The organism is Actinomadura sp. KC06 (assembly GCF_004348735.1).
In the GTDB taxonomy this organism is placed as follows: Bacteria; Actinomycetota; Actinomycetes; order Streptosporangiales; family Streptosporangiaceae; genus Spirillospora.
On the sequence record NZ_SMKT01000044.1, the window covers coordinates 36,423 to 55,967 of the forward strand.

The 19,545-nt window shown below is 69.6% G+C and carries 14 protein-coding genes; 8 read left to right on the forward strand and 6 right to left on the reverse strand.

Features of this window, described 5'->3' with window-relative positions:
• The first annotated feature begins 336 nt into the window (after positions 1 to 336).
• The gene (locus E1287_RS16530; protein ID WP_131965835.1) at positions 337 to 1,104 is read left to right on the forward strand and encodes a deoxyribonuclease IV; all 768 of its coding nucleotides are present in this window, start codon (positions 337 to 339) and stop codon (positions 1,102 to 1,104) included.
• A 248-nt stretch (positions 1,105 to 1,352) separates the two neighbouring features.
• The gene (locus E1287_RS16535) at positions 1,353 to 1,745 is read left to right on the forward strand and encodes a DUF4190 domain-containing protein (protein WP_131965836.1); all 393 of its coding nucleotides are present in this window, start codon (positions 1,353 to 1,355) and stop codon (positions 1,743 to 1,745) included.
• Positions 1,746 to 1,863: 118 nt separating this feature from the next.
• Here E1287_RS16535 and E1287_RS16540 read toward each other — a convergent pair whose 3' ends face one another.
• Positions 1,864 to 2,331: a barstar family protein gene (locus E1287_RS16540; RefSeq protein ID WP_165969035.1), complete on the reverse strand. Its 468-nt coding sequence runs from the start codon at positions 2,329 to 2,331 to the stop codon at positions 1,864 to 1,866.
• A 336-nt stretch (positions 2,332 to 2,667) separates the two neighbouring features.
• Between E1287_RS16540 and E1287_RS16545 the strand changes: the two genes are divergently transcribed.
• Positions 2,668 to 3,138 carry a hypothetical protein gene (locus E1287_RS16545; protein ID WP_165969036.1) on the forward strand — a complete coding sequence of 157 codons (471 nt, stop codon included), beginning with the start codon at positions 2,668 to 2,670 and terminating at the stop codon, positions 3,136 to 3,138.
• A 218-nt stretch (positions 3,139 to 3,356) separates the two neighbouring features.
• On the opposite strand, the gene E1287_RS16550 is transcribed toward E1287_RS16545, so the two are convergent.
• Positions 3,357 to 4,286 (reverse strand): phosphotransferase, encoded by a 930-nt coding sequence (locus tag E1287_RS16550; RefSeq protein WP_131965838.1) that lies wholly within the window; start codon positions 4,284 to 4,286, stop codon positions 3,357 to 3,359.
• A 71-nt stretch (positions 4,287 to 4,357) separates the two neighbouring features.
• On the opposite strand from E1287_RS16550, the gene E1287_RS16555 reads away from it, so the two are divergent.
• Positions 4,358 to 5,335, forward strand: a complete 978-nt coding sequence (locus E1287_RS16555; protein ID WP_243719078.1) for a MerR family transcriptional regulator — start codon at positions 4,358 to 4,360, stop codon at positions 5,333 to 5,335.
• A gap of 8 nt (positions 5,336 to 5,343) precedes the next feature.
• Here the strand turns inward: E1287_RS16555 and E1287_RS16560 are convergent, their stop codons facing one another.
• From E1287_RS16560 to E1287_RS44780, 4 genes are all read right to left on the reverse strand, one after another.
• Positions 5,344 to 6,807, reverse strand: coding sequence for a glycosyltransferase 87 family protein (locus E1287_RS16560; protein ID WP_243719080.1), 1,464 nt, complete (start codon positions 6,805 to 6,807; stop codon positions 5,344 to 5,346).
• Positions 6,808 to 6,937: 130 nt separating this feature from the next.
• On the reverse strand, positions 6,938 to 9,463 hold the full coding sequence (locus tag E1287_RS16565; RefSeq protein WP_243719082.1) for a transglycosylase domain-containing protein: 2,526 nt from the start codon (positions 9,461 to 9,463) through the stop codon (positions 6,938 to 6,940).
• A 426-nt stretch (positions 9,464 to 9,889) separates the two neighbouring features.
• On the reverse strand, positions 9,890 to 12,439 hold the full coding sequence (locus tag E1287_RS16570) for a transglycosylase domain-containing protein (RefSeq protein ID WP_131965839.1): 2,550 nt from the start codon (positions 12,437 to 12,439) through the stop codon (positions 9,890 to 9,892).
• Between the two features lie 1,248 nt (positions 12,440 to 13,687).
• Positions 13,688 to 14,065: a DUF5318 family protein gene (locus tag E1287_RS44780; RefSeq protein ID WP_207934252.1), complete on the reverse strand. Its 378-nt coding sequence runs from the start codon at positions 14,063 to 14,065 to the stop codon at positions 13,688 to 13,690.
• A 35-nt stretch (positions 14,066 to 14,100) separates the two neighbouring features.
• On the opposite strand from E1287_RS44780, the gene E1287_RS16585 reads away from it, so the two are divergent.
• The 4 genes from E1287_RS16585 to E1287_RS16600 form a co-directional block, all read left to right on the forward strand.
• Positions 14,101 to 14,736, forward strand: a complete 636-nt coding sequence (locus tag E1287_RS16585) for a PadR family transcriptional regulator (RefSeq protein ID WP_131965842.1) — start codon at positions 14,101 to 14,103, stop codon at positions 14,734 to 14,736.
• Between the two features lie 74 nt (positions 14,737 to 14,810).
• A complete protein-coding gene (locus tag E1287_RS16590; RefSeq protein ID WP_131965843.1) occupies positions 14,811 to 15,890 on the forward strand; it encodes an inositol-3-phosphate synthase in 1,080 nt (359 codons plus the stop codon).
• A gap of 251 nt (positions 15,891 to 16,141) precedes the next feature.
• Positions 16,142 to 17,911 (forward strand): ABC transporter substrate-binding protein, encoded by a 1,770-nt coding sequence (locus E1287_RS16595; RefSeq protein WP_279505212.1) that lies wholly within the window; start codon positions 16,142 to 16,144, stop codon positions 17,909 to 17,911.
• Positions 17,912 to 18,250: 339 nt separating this feature from the next.
• A partial coding sequence (locus E1287_RS16600; protein WP_243719084.1) for an MFS transporter occupies positions 18,251 to 19,545 on the forward strand: 1,295 nt, incomplete at its 3' end.

Below are 19,545 nucleotides of genomic sequence, written 5' to 3' on the forward strand. Positions count from 1 at the left end.
CGCGCCCCGCCGCCCCGCACCGGGTTCGCGTTCCGGCACGCCTCGCCGAGCCACCCCCGTTTCGCGCCCACCCCACTCGTATCGGGTCGGGCATCCCGCATAACGTCACGCTGCGCCGGGTCGCGGTGGGCTCGCGTTCCGTCAAGCGCGGCGGGGGTCACTCGCATCGCGTTGGGCCGCCTGGATTGCGTCAGGCTTGCATCGCGTCAAGCTCGCCGAGCCGCTGCCTGCATCTCATCGCGGCGGGCGCACGTGTCGCGGCGGGGGGCGGGTTGCGTTGGGGCTGGTCTTGGGGACGTTCGGCGGGGTGTCGTAGGGCGGGGCTAGGCTCGGGTCATGCGTATCGGAGCCCATGTCGACCAGACCAATCCGCTCGACAACGCCCGCGCGGTCGGCGCCGACGTCGTCCAGTTCTTCCTGGGTGATCCGCAGGGGTGGAAGAAGCCCGTCCTGCCGAAGGGCGTGGAGGCGTTGGCGGGCTCCGGGGTGGACGTCTACGTGCACGCCCCGTACACGATCAATGTGGCGACGTCCAACAACAGGATCCGCATCCCGAGCCGCAAGAACCTCACGCAGCAATTGGAGGCGGCGGCGTCGATCGGCGCGAAGGCGCTGATCGTGCACGGCGGGCATGTGTTGAGGGACGACGATCCCGAGCTCGGTTTCGAGAACTGGCGCAAGGTGTTCGAGAGGGTCGAGTGCCCGATCCCGGTCTACATCGAGAACACCGCGGGCGGCGGGAACGCGATGGCGCGCAAGTTCGACCGGATCTCCAGGCTGTGGGAGGTGCTGTCCGGGGTTCCGGGGCTTGAGTCGAAGCTCGGTTTCTGCCTCGACACCTGCCACGCGCACGCCGCGGGGGAGGAACTCGTGGACGCCGTCGACCGGATCAAGGCCATAACCGGCCGCATCGATCTGGTGCACTGCAACGACAGCCGTGACACGTTCGGTTCGGGCGCCGACCGTCACGCCAATCTGGGGAACGGCACCATCGACACGGAATTGATCCTGGCCGTGGTCAGGGCCGCGGGTGCTCCGGTCGTGGTGGAGACGCCTGCGGAAGGCCAGGCCGACGACATTTCCTGGCTGCGCTCGAAGCTCTGACGGCGAGGCGACTGGCCGCCGAAGCGACGGGCGGGTGGACGCGCCCCTGGCCGGAGTTGGCGTGAGGAGAGGCTGAGGTCGTGGCTGGACGGGGGGAACCCGATGGCCGGGATCGGCATCTAAAACCGCGGAGGACCAGCATCACGACAAAGTCCGAAGGTCACATCACACTGGCATAATTCGGAACCCAGCCCACAGCGCACGCGCGAACCTACCGGCGGCGGGCGCGCGAACCGATCGGGAACCACATGTCACAGCCCCCTTACGACCCGTACGGCTACGGCACGCACGACCCGTACGCCCAGCACTACTCGCAGCCCGCGCAGCCAGCGTCCGTCCAGCACCACTACTACGGCGGGTCGCCCGTGCCGGTCGCACCTCCCACCAACGGGATGGCGACCGCGTCGATGGTCTGCGGGCTCATCGGCTTCCTCGCGTGCGGCCTGACGTCGATTCTCGCGATCATCTTCGGCCACGTCGCGCAGAGCCAGATCAAGCGGACGGGCGAAGGCGGCCACGGGATGGCCGTCGCCGGGCTCATCCTCGGCTACATCGTCACGGCCGGCTGGATCGTCTTCTGGATCTTCTACATCGGCCTGTGGGCAGCGATCGTGGGGACCAGCGGAACGTCCACATACTGACCGACGCCCGTCCAGACGCGACGGGCATCCATCCAAACCAGACGGGGATCTTGCCAGGCCGGACGGGCGCTTTTCCAAGCCGAACGAGCGTCTTTCCAGGCCGGACGGGGATGACCGGTCAGGCGAGGCGGGGGACGCCTGCCACTTCCACACCCACGCTCGACATCAGCACGGTCATGGGGGTGGGGGTGTCCTGCCACGCCTTCACCACGCCGGCGAACATGTCCAGGACGGCGCGAAACGCCTGCTGGTCGGTGTCGGCCAGTTCGGCCCACGACTCGTACAGCACCACGTAGCCGTTCTTAGCGGGGGTCCACGAAAGGTCGGCCAGGGAGTCGCCGAGCGCGTCCCAGTCGGCGGCCGGCCCTTCAGGCTGCTCGAAGACGTCGGCGCACAGCCGCAGGAACGAGGCGCTGTCGCGGGCGCGGCGGCCGTCGAGGTGGAATCCGCGCCAACCGCCCTCCTCGGCGCGCTCGATCCAGCTCGTGTCGCCGATCGCGCCCGGCACCGGGGGCGTCCGCCACTGGTAGACGCCCGGCTTCAGCCGTCCCGCGAGCAGCTCGTTCAGTGCATGGTTCGCGTCCACGTCATCTCCCGGCAATTCCTGCGCCCCGCGTGCGCGGGACCGGGGCGACCTCACCCCGCCGGCCGCGATCATCCCCGAGCAACGCCCACAGAATCCCCCAATATGGGCAGATTCCGGCCACGCCTTCCCGGTGCTCGGGTACCACGTGCGTCCGAGATCGTCGCACAGCGTCCGCGGCCGGACGTTCACCGACGCGCTGACCTGCGTCGATCGAGATAGCACCAACCCAGGCTTGACAGTCTTCGCGCATGCGCTATTCTCTCTTATATCGAGAGACTCATTAGACGAGCTACTCTCGCAGCGAGGCAGTTGCCCGATTCCGGAAGGAACACAGAGATGAACGCCACGCCCACGACCACCGCCGACGCCGTGACTCGCGTCCAGGCCCACTACCGGAACGTCAAGAAGCTCGGCCACTGGACGGCCGACCGCCGCTTCGAGGTGCGCGCCCGCCGCGGCATGGTCGTCCTCGACCTGCGCTCCCCAGAGATCCCGGACGGCGACATCGACGTCAAGGTCGATCTCGACCATTCGATGGTCAAGCTGCTCGTCCCGCAGGACGCCCAGATCGACCACTGGGACCTGCACTACCCCGGCCGCGGCCGCGTCAAGGACTGGACGGGCGAGAACGGCGAAGGCCGCCGGATCCGGATCACCGGCGAGATCCGGCATGGCGAGATCCGTGTCCACAGGGGCGGCGTGGCCACGCTCTCCGCGATGTTCTCTCGCGAGTTCGTCCAGGACGTCCGCCGCGCCCGCCGCGAAGGCACCGAACCCACCATCGCCGACCCCGCCCGCACCGCCTGAAGCCAAGCGCCAGGAACACGGCCGGGCGAGGACGCTTGCGCCTCAAGGCGCCCGACACGCTCGCCGGGATCGTGCAGCACGACCGCCGACCCAGCGCGCACCGCCTGAAGCCAAGCGCCACGAACGCGACTGGGCGAGGACACTTGCGCCTCCAAGGTGCCCGACACGCTCGCCGGGATCGTGCAGCACGACCGCAGAACTGCACGATCCCGTGCGAGTTAGCGTTGGACGGCGGTGAGGAGGGTGCTCAGCAGAGCGAGGCCCTCGTCGCGGACGTCCGGCAGGTCGTTCTCGATGCCGTGGAGCACGTCGGTGGCCGGGTCGGCAAGCTCCCAACAGCGCAGCTTGCCCTCCAGGCGCGCGTCGAACGGCCGCCCCCGCTCCGCCTGAAGCCGCTGGACGAACGCACGATTCGTCTCGGGCCACAGGAAGCACAGGTCGTAGTCGGGGTCGCCGATCTGCGCGTCCCCGAAGTCGATCAGCCCGGTGACGCGCGTTCCGGTGATCAGCAGGTGGTCCAGGCTGATGTCGGCGTGGATCAGCGCGGGAGGGTCGTCGAAGTTCCCGTCGTCCGCGAGGTACCGCTCGTAGGCGTCGATCAGAAGCCGAGCCTGATCGGGCGGCAGCAGCGGGGCGACCTCGGCGCGGACGAGCCGCAGGTCCTCGGTGAACTCGGCGCGCGGATCCACCTCCGGGACGCCGAGTTCGCGCGCACGTTTCACGGGAAACGAATGGATCGCCTCGATCAGGTCCGCGATCTGGCGGACGACCTCCGGCTCGTCCAGCAGCCCGCGGGCATGCCACTCCTCCTCGGACAGCGACTCCCCGGGCACCACCGGATAGCAGCAGAACTCCCCTGGTCCAAGCGGGTTCGGGGCAGTGAAGGCGAACCGGGGAATGGGGACGTCGAGCAGCCCGGCGAGTTCCGGCAGCAGCCTGGCCTCGCATGCGATGCCCTCCGCGCCGTCCTCCCCGCGTGGGAAGCGCAGCACATACGACTGCCGATCAGCCTCAAGCAGCAGCGCCACGCTCTCGAACCCGGCACCGAGCGGGTGCAGCGGGCAGCGCGCGAGGTCGGGCCTGACCTCGGCGACGGCCGCGCGCACCTTCGGCTCCCACCCTTCCGGCAGGACGACGTTCCTGGTCACCCGAGCACCCCTCTCGACTCTCGACGATTCATGATGATGGCCGGGTTGAGTCTCTAGTCACTGGAGCCCTCATGGTGGACGGCATGGACGGCGACACCCTCTACACGATCGGGGAACTGGCGCGCCGCACCGGCCTTCCGGTACGGACGATCAGGTTCTACTCCGACGAGGGCGTGGTGCCGCCGTCCGGCCGTACCGCGGCCGGCTACCGGCTGTACGACGTGGCGGCCGTCGCGCGTCTCGACCTGGTGCGGACGCTGCGCGATCTCGGCATCGACCTCGGCACGGTCCGGCGGGTGCTGGATCGCGAGATCGGCGTCGGGGAGGTCGCGGCGGCGCACGTGGAGGCGCTGGACGTGCAGATCCGGACGCTGCGCCTGCGCCGGGCCGTGCTGCGGGCGGTCGCGAAACGCGGATCCAATCCAGAGGAGATCGAACTCATGCACAAGCTCGCCCGGCTGTCCGACGAGGAACGGCGGCGGATCATCACCGACTTCATCGACGAGTCGTTCGCCGGGCTCGACCTCAACCCCGACTTCGCGGCGAAGATGCGGTCGGCGCTGCCGGAACTGCCCGACGACCCCGAACCCGACCAGGTGGACGCGTGGGTCGAACTCGCCGAACTGGTAGGCGACCCCGGTTTCCGCACGTCGATTCGCCGGATGGCCGAGGCGCAGGCCGCCGACATCTCGCGGGGCTCCTATCCGGACGACCCGGCGCGTCTCGCCGAGCTGACGCGGGAGAAGGTCGAACAGGCCATCGCGGACGGCGTCGCACCGGATTCGGACGCGGCCCGTCCCATCACGGACGACCTGGCGGGCGCCTACGCGGACGCGTTCGAGGCGACCGACGGCGTCGAGTTCAGGCGCGACCTGCTGGAACGCATGGAGATCGGCACTGACCGCCGTGCGGAGCGGTACTGGCAGCTGCTCGCCGTCATCAACGGCTGGCCCGTCCCGCCGACGCTGACACCGTGTTTCGAGTGGTTCATTGAGGCACTGCGCGCTAGCGGTGCGGACGGCCGCAGGCGGCACACGCGGCAGCGCTAGCACCCCTGTTAGGGCGTGGCTGGGACGCTGGTGTGGTGCGTGCCGCGCCAGCGTTTCAGGGAGATCACGTCTGGGGCGCCGTCCAGGACGCCCCCTGCCGGGTCGTCTGCGTCGTCCGTGCGTACCAGGTCGCCGGATGGGCGCAGGACGTCCCACACCACCAGGGCCGCCAAGGCCAGGACGGTCACGAAGCGCGCGAGCAGGGCCAGGTGGTAGACGTCCTCGCTGATGCCGCCCGCCGGGGCGTCGAGGCTGAGCACCGCCGACACCGTGTCCGAGAGGTCCGCGCCCGGCGTCTGCGCGGACACCGACAGCAGGAACCACCAGATGCCGAAGAAGTAGACGATCTCGCCCACCTGCCAGACCACGAACGCGGGGAGCTTCGGACGCGCCAGCACCGCGAGCGGCAGCAGCCACAGGACGTACTGCGGCGACCAGACCTTGTTCGGCAGCATGAACGCGACCAGCACGAGGAACATCAGCTGCGCCAAGCGCGGGCGGCGCGGCGCGGCGAACGCGAGGACGGCGATGCAGGCGGCGAGGACGAGGAACGTCCCCGTGCCGAGGAGGTTGAGGGTGCCGGTGTCGGACGTGGTCTTCTCCAGCCCGTGGTCCTGGAGGTAGAAGAAGATGGAGCCCCAGTCGACGCCGCGTTCCTGGCTGAAGGTGTAGAACTCCTTCCAGCCGTCCCACGCGAAGAGCATCACGGGCAGGTTGACCAGCAGCCATGCGCCGGCGGTCCCGGCGAGCATCCGTCCGAGGGCGCGCCATCGCCCGGCGCGCACGCACAGCAGGACCAGCGGGCCGAGGAGGAGCAGCGGGTAGAACTTCGCCGCGATCGCGAGGCCGAGCAGCGTCCCCGCGAGTGCCGGGCGCCGTGCCGACCACGCGGCGACGGCCAGCGCGGACAGCGCCACCGCCAGCAGGTCCCAGTTGATGTAGGCGGTGAGCAGCAGGGCCGGGGACAGCGCCACCATCAGGCCGGTCCGCAGGGAGCGCCGTCCGGCCGCGTACGCGGTGGCGAGGACGGCGACCACCGCGAGGGCGGCGAGGAGCAGCACGGTGACGTTGTAGAAGGCCATTCCGCGCTCGTCCAGGCCGAACGGCTTCACCAGCCACGCGACCAGCTGCATGAAGCCGCCGCTCAGCACCGGGTATTCGACGTACTGGATGTCGGAGCCGGTGAGCGAGTCGAAGTACGGGACCTTGCCGTCGTTCAGCCCGCGCACGTAGTAGAGCGGATAGATGTCGGTGTAGCAGGCGTTCGTCGTCGTTTTGATGAAGTCGAAGTTCGCCGACGCGCACGGCCGCTTCTGCAGCCAGCCCAGCAGGCACACGAATGCAGTGAGACCCGTCAGGACGGGGGCGAGCCGCGCCAGCCGACCAGGGCCGGATGAGCCGCCGGGGCCGTCCGCCTCGTCGTTGTCGGTTCCGGCGGCGGGCATCCCGAGCCTTTCAGAAGACGACGCCATGGACAGCAAGACTATTGGTCATCACGGCCGCCCGCGCGCCGCAAGCGCACCGGGAACATGGGACGGCCCGGACCCCGCCAAGGGCTCCGGGCCGTTCCGTTCCAGGTGCCGGGGCTAACGCCCGGCCGCGCTAATTAGGGGGGTTCGGCTCATTCGGTTCGTCCCGCCTGCAGGCGGGATGGTTCCTGTTCTCGGGTTTCTCGCACCACCAGGTCTTGTCCCCTTCGGGCGGAAGGTTCGGGTTGCAGCCGAGCGGCAGGCCGTACTCGTTGCAGGGCTGCCCCCCGCCTGTGGGCGGCGCCGTCGGGAACGACGGGCCCGGGGACGGCGTCTGGCAGTTCGGCAACGGCTGCCCCGGCTCGCAGGTCGGGCGTTCCGTCGGGGACGGCGCCGACGTCGTCGGGGCCGGCTTCGGCTTCGCCCACGGGGCGAGCTCGCCGCCGTTGACGGGCGGCGGGAACTGCGCGATCTCCTTGCCGTCCAGCGCCTTCGTCATGAACCGCTTGAACAGGTCGGCCGGGACGGTACCACCGTAGACCTGGCTGTAGTTGCCGACGCCGATCAGCGACTTGCGCGAGTTGTCCTTGCCCTGACGCCACATCGCCGACGCCGTCACGAGCTGCGGCGTGTAGCCGACGAACCAGGCGGACTTGTTCTCGTCCGTCGTACCGGTCTTGCCGGCCACCGGACGGGCGCCGAGGCTCGCGCGCTTACCGGTACCGGACGTGACGACCGCCTGCATCGCCGAGGTCGCGTCGGCCGCGACCCCCTCGGAAAACACGGTCTCGGGCTTCTGCCACGGCAGCTTCTCCAGGACGTCGCCGTCCTTGTTCGTGACCGGGTGGCCCGTGTTGGTGGTGATCTCGGAGATGACGTGCGCGGGCCGGTGCTTGCCCCCGGCGGCGAACGTCGAGTACACCGACGCCATCGTGACCGGGGTCGTGTCGATGACGCCGAGCGGCAGCGAGGTGTAGGTCGGGTTGAGGTTCGGGGTGTTCTTCGGGATCCCCATCTTCTTGGCCATGTCGATGACGTTCGACAGCTGCACCTTCTGCCCCAGCTCGACGTACGCCGTGTTGATCGACATCGCCGTCATCTGCTTGAGGTTGTAGACGCCGTTCTCCGACCTGGCGTCGTTGGTGAACGTCGCGCCGTTGATGGTCCGCTTGTAGCTGCCGTCCATCGTCGTCTGCAGGCTGATGCCCTGGTCGAGCGCGGTGGCCAGCACGATGGGCTTGAACGACGACCCGGGCTGCACCAGCCCCTGGAAGGAGTTGTCGAACTGCTGCTTGCGGTAGTCCGGACCGCCGTAGGCGGCCACCACCCCGCCCGTCTTCGGGTCGACGGCGGCGAGACCGAACTGGATGTCGCTGCCGAGCCCGTTCTCCTTCTTGATCTGCTTGACGACCTTGTTGGTGTAGTCCTGCATCTGCCGGTTGAAGGTCGTCTTGATCCGGAGGCCGCCGGTCTCCAGCATCTGCTCGTCGATGCCGAGCGCCTTCAGCTCGGCGAGGACGCGGTCCTGGAGGTAGCCGGTGTTCTCGTCGTCCGGGACGTCGCTCCAGTTCTCCTGCGTCTGCGGGAACTTCGCCGCGGCGCGCTTGGTCTGGTCGAGCCAGCCCTGCTCGACCATCCCGTCGAGGACGTAGTTCCAGCGGTCGATCAGCGCCTGCTTGGCCGGGTTGGACGCCGGGCCGTAGGTCGCGAAGTACCCGGGGCGCTGGATCAGCGCGGCGAGCATCGCCGCCTCGGACTCGTTGATCTCGGTGACGGGCTTGTGGAAGTAGGCGCGGGACGCCGCCTGGATGCCGTACGACCGGCGTCCGAACGCGACGGTGTTGAGGTAGAGCTGGAGGATCATCTTCTTGTCCATCTCCTTGCCGAGACGGATCGAGATGAGGATCTCCTTGAGCTTGCGGCTGACCGTCCTGTCCTGGCTGAGGCCCGCGTAGTAGTTCCGCGCCATCTGCTGCGTGATCGTCGAGGCGCCGGCGACCTCGCCGCCGGCGACGGCCCGGTACATCGCGCCCGCGATGCCGGTCGGGGAGATGCCCGGCTCGTGCCAGAAGTTGCGGTCCTCCGCGGCGAGGATCGCGTTCTGGACGTGCTTCGGGACCTTGTCGAGCGGGATGTCCTCGCGGTGGGTGCCGATGCGGGCGAGCGGGGCGCCGTCCGAGAACGTGATCAGCGACTCCTGCCGGAGCGCGGCCTGCTGCTTCTCGGTCGGGATGGGGGTGTTGGCGTACGCGACGACGACGAGCGTGGCCATGCCGAGGATCAGCACGCTGACGACGGCGACCATGACCTTCCAGGACGGCACGTACCGCCGCCAGCCGGTCTTCTCCGGGTCGTCGCCGTCCGGGCCCTTGCCGCGGCGGTTCCAGAAGGCGAGGCCGTCGCGCATGCCGTCGCCGCGCCTGCCGCCGGAGCCGCCGCTGCCGCCCCAGAAGCTCTCGTCCCCGTCGTCCCCGGGGCCGCCGCGCCGGCCGAAGCCGCCTCCGCCGCCCGGCCCGCGTCCACCCGGCCCGCCGGGACCGCCGGGACCGCCGGGGCCACCAGGGCCGCCGGGTCCGCCTGGGATGCCGGGGCCTGCGGCGCCGCCCGCGGCACCGGCCCGTCCGGGACGGCCCGGAGGGCCGCCCGGGCCCGAACGCATCGATGAAGGTGTGCCGCGGCGCCGTCCGCCGCCGCCTCCGATCCTCGCCGGCCCGCCGCTCCGTCCGCCCGACCTGCCGCCGGGGCGCGGGACCCGGCCGGGGGTGCCGGACGACCCGCCGCGCGGCGCACCGGCGGGCGGGCCCGAACCGCCGGAGCGGGGGGTCGCCCTCCGGTCGGGGCCATCTCCGAATTCCGGTCCGTATGGGCTTCGGTTACTCACGCGACCTCATCAACTGGGGTACGGCTGTGCGTCGTCAGAGAGTACTGCGCCCCCGGAGGCGCGGGGGCCGAGGCGCCGAGCCTCGCCTCCCCCCGGAGCTCCGGGCGCGCTCCGTCACGCCCCCTGGCGTGCGGCGACTCGGGAACATGCTTCATGTCACACCACCGCCTCCATGGGACGGTTCGGACGGGACGGTCCGCCGGTTCATTCCGGCGGCCTCGACACCGGGTACAGCGGAGCGAGGCCCGCCGTACTGGGCTCGTTGAGGCCACCGCCGCCCCGTATCCGGCATGCGGGGTGGCCTGGGTGCATGTTGCACCACCATTGCGGCGCCGGGTAGCTCGGCGGCCTGTTCGGGTTGCAGTTGGGGTCGGGGAACGGCGACTGGCACGGCGGCTTGTTGCCTCCGCCGTTGCCACCACCGTTGCCGCCGCCGTCGCCCTTGCAGCGCGGGTCGTACTCGCCGATCGGGCTGTCGCACCACGGCGGCCTGTCGTCCTTCTTCTCCGGCGGCTTCGCCCAGGTCTGGACGAGCCCGCCCCAGGCCGGCGGCGGGAACTGCCTGGCCTCCACGCCGCGCAGCGCGTCCGACATGTAGGACCGCCAGATGCGGGCGGGGATCGTGCCGCCCTCCACCTCGCCGATCCCCGGCAGGATCACCGACTTCTTCTTCCCGTTCGGCCCCACCGAGTCGTTGTAGAGCGTCACCGCCGTGGACACCTGCGGCACGTACCCGATGAACCACGACGAGACGTTCCGGTCGGTCGTGCCGGTCTTGCCCGCGGCCTGGCGTCCATCCGGCAGCCGCGCCGCCGTCGCCGTGCCGCCCCGGATGACCTGCTGCATCGCGTAGGTGGCGTCCGCGGCGACCTTCGGGGTGAAGACGCGGCGCTTCTCGTACTTCGGCTTCAGCCGCACCGTCTTGTTGTCGGACTGCCTGACCTGGCGGATCACATGCGGCTGGTGGTACACGCCGCCGTTGGCGAACACCGCGTACCCGGCGGCCTGCTCGATCGGACGGATGTCGTTGACGCCCAGCGCCAGGTTCAGGCAGCACTTGTGCGGCTTGAGCAGATCGGACGCGATCCCGGCGTCCGTCTCCGTCTTCATCACCTCTTCGATGCCGACCTTGCCCATCAGCTGGAGGAACGCGGTGTTCACCGACTCCTCCGTCGCCGTGATGAGGTTGACCGCCGGAGGCACCTGATGGGAGTTCGGGACCATCACGGCGTTGGGATCGCTCCGCGAGACGACGTTGCCCTCACCGTCGAGCGGGATCTTCGACCGGCCCTCCACCATGCTCTTCAGGCTGTAGTTCTGCTTCAGCGCCGTCGCCAGCACGTACGGCTTCATCGCCGACCCCGCCTGCGCGCGTCCCTGCCAGACGTTGTTGAACGCCTGGTCCAGGTAGTCGGGACCGCCGTAGAACGAGACGACCTCGCCGTTCGCGGTGTTCACCGACACCAGCCCGACGCGGATCTTCTTCTTCGCCAGCTTCTTCGGGTCCACCTGCGGGACGGTCTGCTCCGCCGCCCGCTTCGCCATCGCCATCCGCTTGCGGTCGAACGTCGTGTAGACGCGCAGGCCCTTGGTCGTCAGCTCCTTGTCGTCGATCCCGAGCCGGCGCAGCTCCTCCTTGGCGCGCATCAGCATGTAGCCGCGCTGGCCGCCGTACAGCTGGTTGCCCGTGCCCGCCTCTTTGATCTTGGGCAGGCGCTGCTTGTACTTGTCGGCGTCGCCCTGGCTGAGCTTGCCCATCTTGACCATGCCGTCGAGCGTGTACTGGTACCGGCCGGTCACCCACGCCCGGTTGCCCTCCTGGCCCGGGTCGCGGTTCGGGTTCTGGATGATGCCGCCGAGGAACGCGGCCTGGTCCGGCTTGAGCTTCCACACGTCCGTCCCGAAGTACTCGCGGGACGCCGCCTGGATGCCGTACGTGTCGCGGCCCATGTAGATGGTGTTCAGGTACAGCTTGAGGATCTCGTCCTTGGTGTGCTTGTCCTCCAGCTTCAGCGAGATGAACAGCTCCTTGAACTTCCGGTTCATCGTCCGGTTGTTCGGGTCGGAGTAGTAGTTCTTCGCCAGCTGCTGCGTGATCGTGGAGCCGCCGCCCGACCCGCCGGTCAGGTTCTTCCACACCGCCCGCGTCGTGCCCTTGACCGAGAATCCGGGGTCGGTGCGGAAGCTGCGGTTCTCCGCCGCGAGCACCGCGTCCTGGACGGTCGGCGGCACCTTGCTCAGCTCGACGCTCTGCCGCTTCTTGCCGATGCGTCCGATCTCGGTTCCGTCGGTGTGGTAGAAGATCGACGCCTGGTCCTCAACGCCCGCCACCGTGGGCTCCGCGGGCGTCGGCGTGTTCGCGTACGCGACCCAGATCAGCGTGATGAACGCGGCGAACCCGAGCCCGCAGACACCGGCCACGACCTTCCAGGACGGGATGTACTTGCGCCAGCCCTCGCCCCGGGACCGCAGATGATCGATAAAGCTCGTCTTGTTAGGCCCAGGTCCTCCGGGTCCGCCGGGCCCTGCTGGTCCCCCCGGCCCGCCTGGACCGCCTGGACGGCCGGGGCCGCCCGGTCCTACGAGGCTGCCCGCCCGATGCGACGCACGCGTCCCGCTCCCGCCGCCGCGGAACTTCCCGGCGACCTTCGACCCGAGGTCCTGACCTAGCTTCCCGAGCCCGCCGAGCTTCTCCCGGACGCCGTTACCGGTCGTCCCGAACCCGGCCATTCCAGCCCCGGCACCGGCCGCCATCCCTGGCCCGGCTGCCGCACCGGCGGCATGTCTTCCCGCACCCGGCCGAGGAGCACCGCCCATGCCGGACGCGTTAGGCGGCCGAGGCCCACCAGGCATATTCGGCCCACCAGGCCCACTCATCGCAGGCCCACTCATCCCAGGCCGCCCCGGACCAGGCCCACCCGGACCACCCGGGCCAGGTCCACCCGCGCCAACCGGACCGCGCCCGCCGGACATGGCGTCGCCCATAGGCGATCTGATCGGCGCACCCGGAACGTTCGGCCCTCCGGCCGCACCGCTTCCACCCGGCATCCCCGGCCCGCTCAAGGGCGGTTGTCCGCCTGCGCTGCCAGGGCCGCTCGACCACCCGGACCCACCAGGGCCGCCTCGCGTGGCCGCGTCACCAAATCCGCCCAACCCTTCAGGCGCAGTAGCCCCACCCGGACCACTCGAGTTACTCGGACCACCAGGGCTGCCGGATCCGCTTGGGGCCCCGCCCGTCCATGAGCCGCCCAGCCCACCGCCGGGTGCACCACTTGACCCGGGCAGACCAGCATCGCTCGGAGAACCGAAGTCACCAGGCAGGCTCGATCCAGCCGACCCAGCGCCTCCGCTCGTCCCGCCCGAGGATCCAACGCCGCCACCCGGGGCTCCCGGCGTTCCAGATCCGGAGGACGATTCCAATCCAGGGAAACCAGACACGCTGGAACCAGCCGACGGGCTCAAGCCGGGGAAACCGGAGTCGCTCGGCAAGCCAAAATCACTCGACGGGCTCGATCCCACCGGTGCAGCGCCTCCGGTCGTCCCGCCTGGCATTCCAGAACCGGCGGACGATGGCAAGCCAGGGAAAGCCGGGTCGGTCAAAGGAGAGCTGCCGGGAGTGCTCGGCTCCGATGGAAGGCTCGGGCCGGCGGATGCGGCGGTTCCGCTGAGGGCGCCCGGCTCGCTGGGCATGCCGTGGCCGGGCGGCGTCCCGGATTCGGACGGAACGGAAGGTCCGGGAACGGAGGGGCCGGGGACGGAGGGGCCGCCCATGAAGCTCAGGGTGTGGTCCTGCGGTCCAGCCGGTGTCTCTGCCGCGCCTGGCGCGGTGGACTCGCGGTGGACGCCCGGCTGCTCGGGGTCGCCGGAATCGCCGGGACGGGGGTTCTGCTGCCCGCCCGGCCTCTGCGACCCGGGTTCCGGTCGGGGCTGGCTTGGATTACTCACGCGACCTCATCAACAGGGGACAACGGTTAGTTGCCGAGGGGCCGGGGTCACCCACGGCTAAGAGCGGCTGTGCGCCGTCCGAAGCGTACTGTGCGGGCTGGTGAGCGGGGGGAGCAAGTGCAGGGCGAAGGTACGTCCTGGCTGGTCAACGCCCCGACCGGACGCGGTGGCCGGTGGTTCCTCCTTGTTCGTCTGCCGCCCGGGGCTCTGCTCCCCGTGGCCGAGGACGTACGCCGTCGCCAGGTGGTTCCACGCGCAACTTTGACACACTTCCACCACATACACCCTGAATTCTCCGTTTTTGTGGTCCATCGGGGCGGCCGCGGCGCGCCTCGGCACGTCCCCGCGCGGCGTCCCGGCGGATCCCCACTTGCCAGGACGGGCCGCACTACGTATCTTGGCGATGTATCGAGTCGATACATTCACTCGATACATCGGATCGAGACATCCGGCTCTGCGGAGGTGGGACGATGGCGGCCAGGAAGGGCGCGGGCGTGCTGGAGCTCGCCGTGCTCGGACTGCTGCACGAGTCCCCGATGCACGGGTACGAGCTGCGCAAGCGGCTCAACACCCTGCTGGGCATGTTCCGCGCCTTCTCGTACGGGTCCCTCTACCCGTGCCTCAAGCAGCTGCTCGCGAACGGGCTGATCATCGAGGACCGGCCGGAGGAGCCGAACACGGCGCTGGCGCTGCAGAGCCGCCGGTCGAAGATCGTTTACAAGCTCACCGCGGACGGCAAGGAGCGCCTCCAGCAGCTCCTGACCGAGGCCGGGCCGGCGTCATGGGAGGACGAGGGGTTCGGCGTGCACTTCGCCTTCTTCTCGCACACCCGCGCCGACGTCCGGCTCCGGATCCTCGAAGGCCGGCGCAGCCGGCTGGAGGAACGCCTGGAGAGCGTCCGGGCCGCCCTGGCGCGGACCCGCGAACGGGTCGACTCCTACACCCTGGAGCTGCAGAACCACGGGCTGGAGTCCGTCGAACGCGAGGTCAGGTGGCTCAACGAGCTGATCGGACGCGAGCGGGCCGAGCAGGAACAGCAAGCCAGATCTTCAGATAACAGGTCTTCAGAAACCAGACAGGACATGCCTCGGGACGAGGGCCGCTGAGCTGAAGCGGCCCGGAGACCCCGGGGTCGGGTGAAGAAACACCACATGTTCCGCAAAAGAGAAGGAGCAACCGGATGGGTTCGGTGCGCGTAGCCATCGTGGGTGTGGGCAACTGCGCCTCTTCGCTCGTCCAGGGTGTCGAGTTCTACAAGGACGCGGCCCCAGAGACGCGAGTTCCCGGCCTGATGCACGTCCAGTTCGGCGAGTACCACGTGGGCGACGTCGAGTTCGTCGCGGCGTTCGACGTGGACGCGAAGAAGGTCGGGATGGACCTGTCCGAGGCCATCCACGCCAGCGAGAACAACACGATCAAGTTCGCCGACGTCCCGCCGATGGGCGTGACCGTCCAGCGCGGCCACACCTTCGACGGCCTCGGCGAGTACTACCTGAACATGGTCGACGAGTCGGACGCCGAGCCGGTCGACGTCGTCCAGGCGCTCAAGGACGCCAAGGTGGACGTCCTCGTGTCCTACCTGCCGGTGGGCTCCGAGGACGCCGACCGCTTCTACGCCCAGTGCGCGATCGACGCCAAGGTCGGCTTCGTGAACGCGCTGCCGGTGTTCATCGCCAGCGACCCCGAGTGGGCCCAGAAGTTCACGGACGCGGGCGTCCCGATCGTCGGCGACGACATCAAGTCGCAGGTCGGCGCGACCATTACCCACCGCGTGATGGCCCGGCTGTTCGAGGACCGCGGCGTCGAGCTGCTGCGCACGTACCAGCTCAACTTCGGCGGCAACATGGACTTCATGAACATGCTGGAGCGCAAGCGCCTCCAGTCGAAGAAGATCTCCAAGACGCAGTCGGTGACGTCGCAGATCCCGCACGAGATGGCGAAGGCGGACGTCCACATCGGCCCGTCCGACCACGTGCCGTGGCTGGACGACCGCAAGTGGGCCTACGTCAGGCTGGAGGGCCGCTCGTTCGGCGACACGCCCCTCAACCTGGAGTACAAGCTGGAGGTCTGGGACTCCCCGAACTCCGCCGGCGTGATCATCGACGCGGTGCGCGCCGCGAAGATCGCCAAGGACCGGGGCATCGGCGGGCCGATCCTGTCGGCGTCGTCCTACTTCATGAAGTCGCCGCCCGAGCAGTACAACGACGACCAGGCGCACGACGCCGTCGAGAAGTTCATCCGCGGCGAGGTCGACCGCTGACGAGGGGCTCTTCGGAGCGTCGCCTCTAGCGACGGTCTGGGGTTCGTCTCCGCGCAATGAGGCCGCGCAGGGCCTCGCCATGGCATTCCCAAGGGACGCCCTGATAGTGGACACCCACTGTCAGGGCGTCCTTACTTCTTTGGAGATCTCTAGAGAAAACGGTGATGTACCGGTCCTTTGTCACCCTCTGGCCCTACTGTGACACCGACGGTTACTGCGCGCCAAGTTCCGAGTCTTGAGGTGAGAACGCGATGGCCCGCGAGATGACCAAGGTGACGGCGGGGCTGACGGGGCTCGTGATCGGGCTGACGGGATGCGCCGGAGGAGGTGACGACGCGTCCGCGGAGGGACGTCCCCGCGACGGCGGCACGCTGCGGATCGTCGGCTCGTCCGATGTCGAGCACCTCGACCCCGCGTCCGTCGCGAGCGTGGGCGCGTACGGGCTCGTCCGGACGTTCGCGCGGACGCTGTTCGGGACGCGGGCGTCCAACACCTTCCAGGAGACGATCCCCGTGCACCCCGACGTGGCCGCGCGCATCCCGACGCGCGAGAACGGCGACATCAGCAAGGACCGCCGCACCTACACCGTGCGGCTGCGCAAGGACGTCCGGTGGAACACCGAGCCGCCCCGGCCGGTGACGGCGCACGACTTCGTCCGGGGCTTCGAACGGCTGTGCAACCCGGCGTCGCCGTCCGGCGGCAAGGGCTACTTCACGTCCACGCTCAAGGGCATGGACGAGTTCTGCCGCGGCTTCGGCGCCGTCAACGCCCATGACGCCGGGGCGACCGCCGCCTACCAGCGCGACCACGGGTTCGACGGGGTCAGCGCGAAAGACGACGAGACGCTCGTGTTCAGGTTAGAGCGACCCGCCAGCGACTTCCTCAACCTGCTCTCGCTGCCGTCCACCGCCGCGGCGCCGCAGGAGTACGACCGCTACATCCCGGACGGACCGGAGTTCCGGCAGCACACCATTTCGGACGGCCCGTACCAGATCACCGAGTACAAGCCGGGCATGTCCTACCTGCTCACCCGCAACCCGGCGTGGCGGCCGGGCAGCGATCCGCTCCGCGGACGGCATGTGGAGAAGATCCGGATCACCCTCGGGCAGGACTCGCCGGAGGCCGTCCAGCAGCAGATCGAGCAGGGCGTCGCCGACCTCGCGTGGGACCAGCCCGTCCCGACGTCGGCGATCCCACGGCTCCGCGACGACCCCCGCTTCGCGATCATGCAGACGCCGAGCAACAGCCCCTACCTGGTGTTCAACACGCGAAGCCCCGGCAACGGCGGCGCGCTCGGCAAGCGGGAGGTCAGGCAGGCGCTGGAGTACGCCATCGACCGCAGCGCCCTCATCAAGATCGTCGGCGGCCCGTCGGTCGCGCAGGCCCTGCACACGGTGATCCCGCCGGGCAACGCCGGGTACGCGCCCGCCGACCACTACCCGACACCGGGCGATTCCGGCGACCCCGCCAAATGCCGCGCCCTCCTCGGCCGGACGGGCCACTCCGGGCTCACGCTGAAATTCCCGTACCGCACCAACAGCGTCCACAAGCTGATCGCCCAGTCCATCGCGGAGAACCTCGACGCCTGCGGCGTGAAGACCGAGCTCACCGCCGACTCCGGCGGCTCCTTCTACGCCGCCACGATCGCCACCCCCGCGAAGGCCGCCGCCGGCGAATGGGACATCGCCGCCCCCGGCTGGACGCCCGACTGGTACGGCAACAACGGCCGCTCGATCATCCAGCCGCTGTTCGACGGACGCGCCTACGGGCAGAACTCCACCAACTACGGCGGCTACGACAATCCGCAGGTCAACGCCCTCATCGACGCGGCCCTCACCGCACCCGACCCGGCCCGCGCCGCGCAGTCCTGGCAGCAGGCCGACCAGAAGATCATGGCGGACGCCGCGATCGTCCCGCTGCTCAACCGCGCCCAGACGATCTTCCGCTCCTCCCGCGTCCACGGCACCCGCTTCCTCCCCACCACCGCCGGCTATGACTACACCCGCCTCTGGCTGCGTTGAATTGCCTTTTTCTCCTCCTTCGGGCCTTGGCGGCCCTGCTGTGCCTATTGCGCTGCGCTCCTCCTTCGGGCCTGGGGCCCTCCATCGTCGAGCAACGCTGTGCGATCGCTGCATCGCTTCGGCTCGCCTGGCGGCTCGCTGCGCGATCAGGTTCTCGCAAGCTCGAACCTGCCTTCGGACGCGATCGCGACGATTGAGGTTGTCGCGGGGTTGCGGAGGGGGCTGATGTCAGCGCGATAGCGGGTGCGGTTTAGCCGGGCCCTGTCGCTTCGCGGCTGTTCGGTGTCGTGGGTCGGCGGTCCCGGGGTTAGGGGTGGGAGGAGCGCGTACATTGATCTGGTGAGGGCTGCCGAACTGCCGGAGATTCTGCGCGGACGCGATTTCCGGCGGCTGTACGGGACGCGGATCGCCTCCCAGATGACCGACGGCGTCTTCCAGGTCGCTCTCGCGGGGTATGTGTTCTTCTCGCCCGAACGGCAGACGACCGCGGCCAAAGCGGCGGCGGCGTTCGCGGTGACGCTGCTGCCGTACTCGGCGCTCGGGCCGTTCGCCGGGGTGTTCATCGACCGGTGGCAGCGGCGGCAGATCCTGGTGTGGACGCCGATCCTGCGGGCCCTGCTGGTCCTGGGCGTCGCGGGCCTGGTGGCCGCCGGACAGGACGGCCCGGTCTTCTTCATCGGCGTGCTCGCCGTCCTCGGCGTGAACCGGTTCTTCCTCGCGGCGCTGTCGGCGGCGCTTCCCCACGTGGTGCGGCGCGACCATCTGGTGACGGCGAACGCGTTCTCCGTCACGTCCGGCACGGTCATCGCGTTCATGGGCGGCGGCGTCGGCTACCTCCTCCGGCGCGTCTTCGGCGCCGGAAACCACGGGACGGCGCTGATCCTCGTCTCCGCCGCCGGGCTGTTCCTCGCCGCCGGGCTGATCGCGACGCGGCTGCCGAGGAGGCTGCTCGGGCCGCATCCGTCCGAAGACGCCCTGCCCGGCACCCCCCACTCGGACTCGCCGCGGATCCGCGAAGCGCTCGGCACCGTGATCGACGGCCTCGTGGACGGGGCGCGGCACATCGCGCGCCGGCCGCAGGCGGCGCTGGCGCTCGGCGCGATCTCCTTCCACCGGTTCCTGTACGGCATCGTCCTGATCATGACGCTGCTGCTGTGCCGGAACCATTTCGCGGACGACCCCGACACCGGCCTGGAAACGTTCGCGATCATGCTCGGTGTCTCCGGCGCCGGCTACTTCACCGCCGCCCTGATCACGCCGGCGGTGGTGCGCCGGATCAGCAAGCAGGCATGGATCGCATGGCTACTCGGCGCCGCGGCCGTGAGCCTGCTCGCCCTCGGAATGCCGTTCGCCGAGCGCCCCTGGGCAGCGGGCGCGTTCGTCCTGGGCGTCGTATCGCAAGGCGTCAAGCTCTGCGTCGACACGACCCTCCAGGAGACGATCGAGGACGCCTACCGCGGACGGGTGTTCGCCGTCTACGACATGCTCTTCAACGCCATGTTCGCCGCAGCAGCAGCGGCGGCCGCGACGTGGCTCCCCTCAGACGGACGCGCCGGCCTCACCCTTCTGGCCGTCATCACCGCCTACGCCGCGGGCGCGGTCGCCTACCGAACAGCCGCCACCCGCCACCGCCC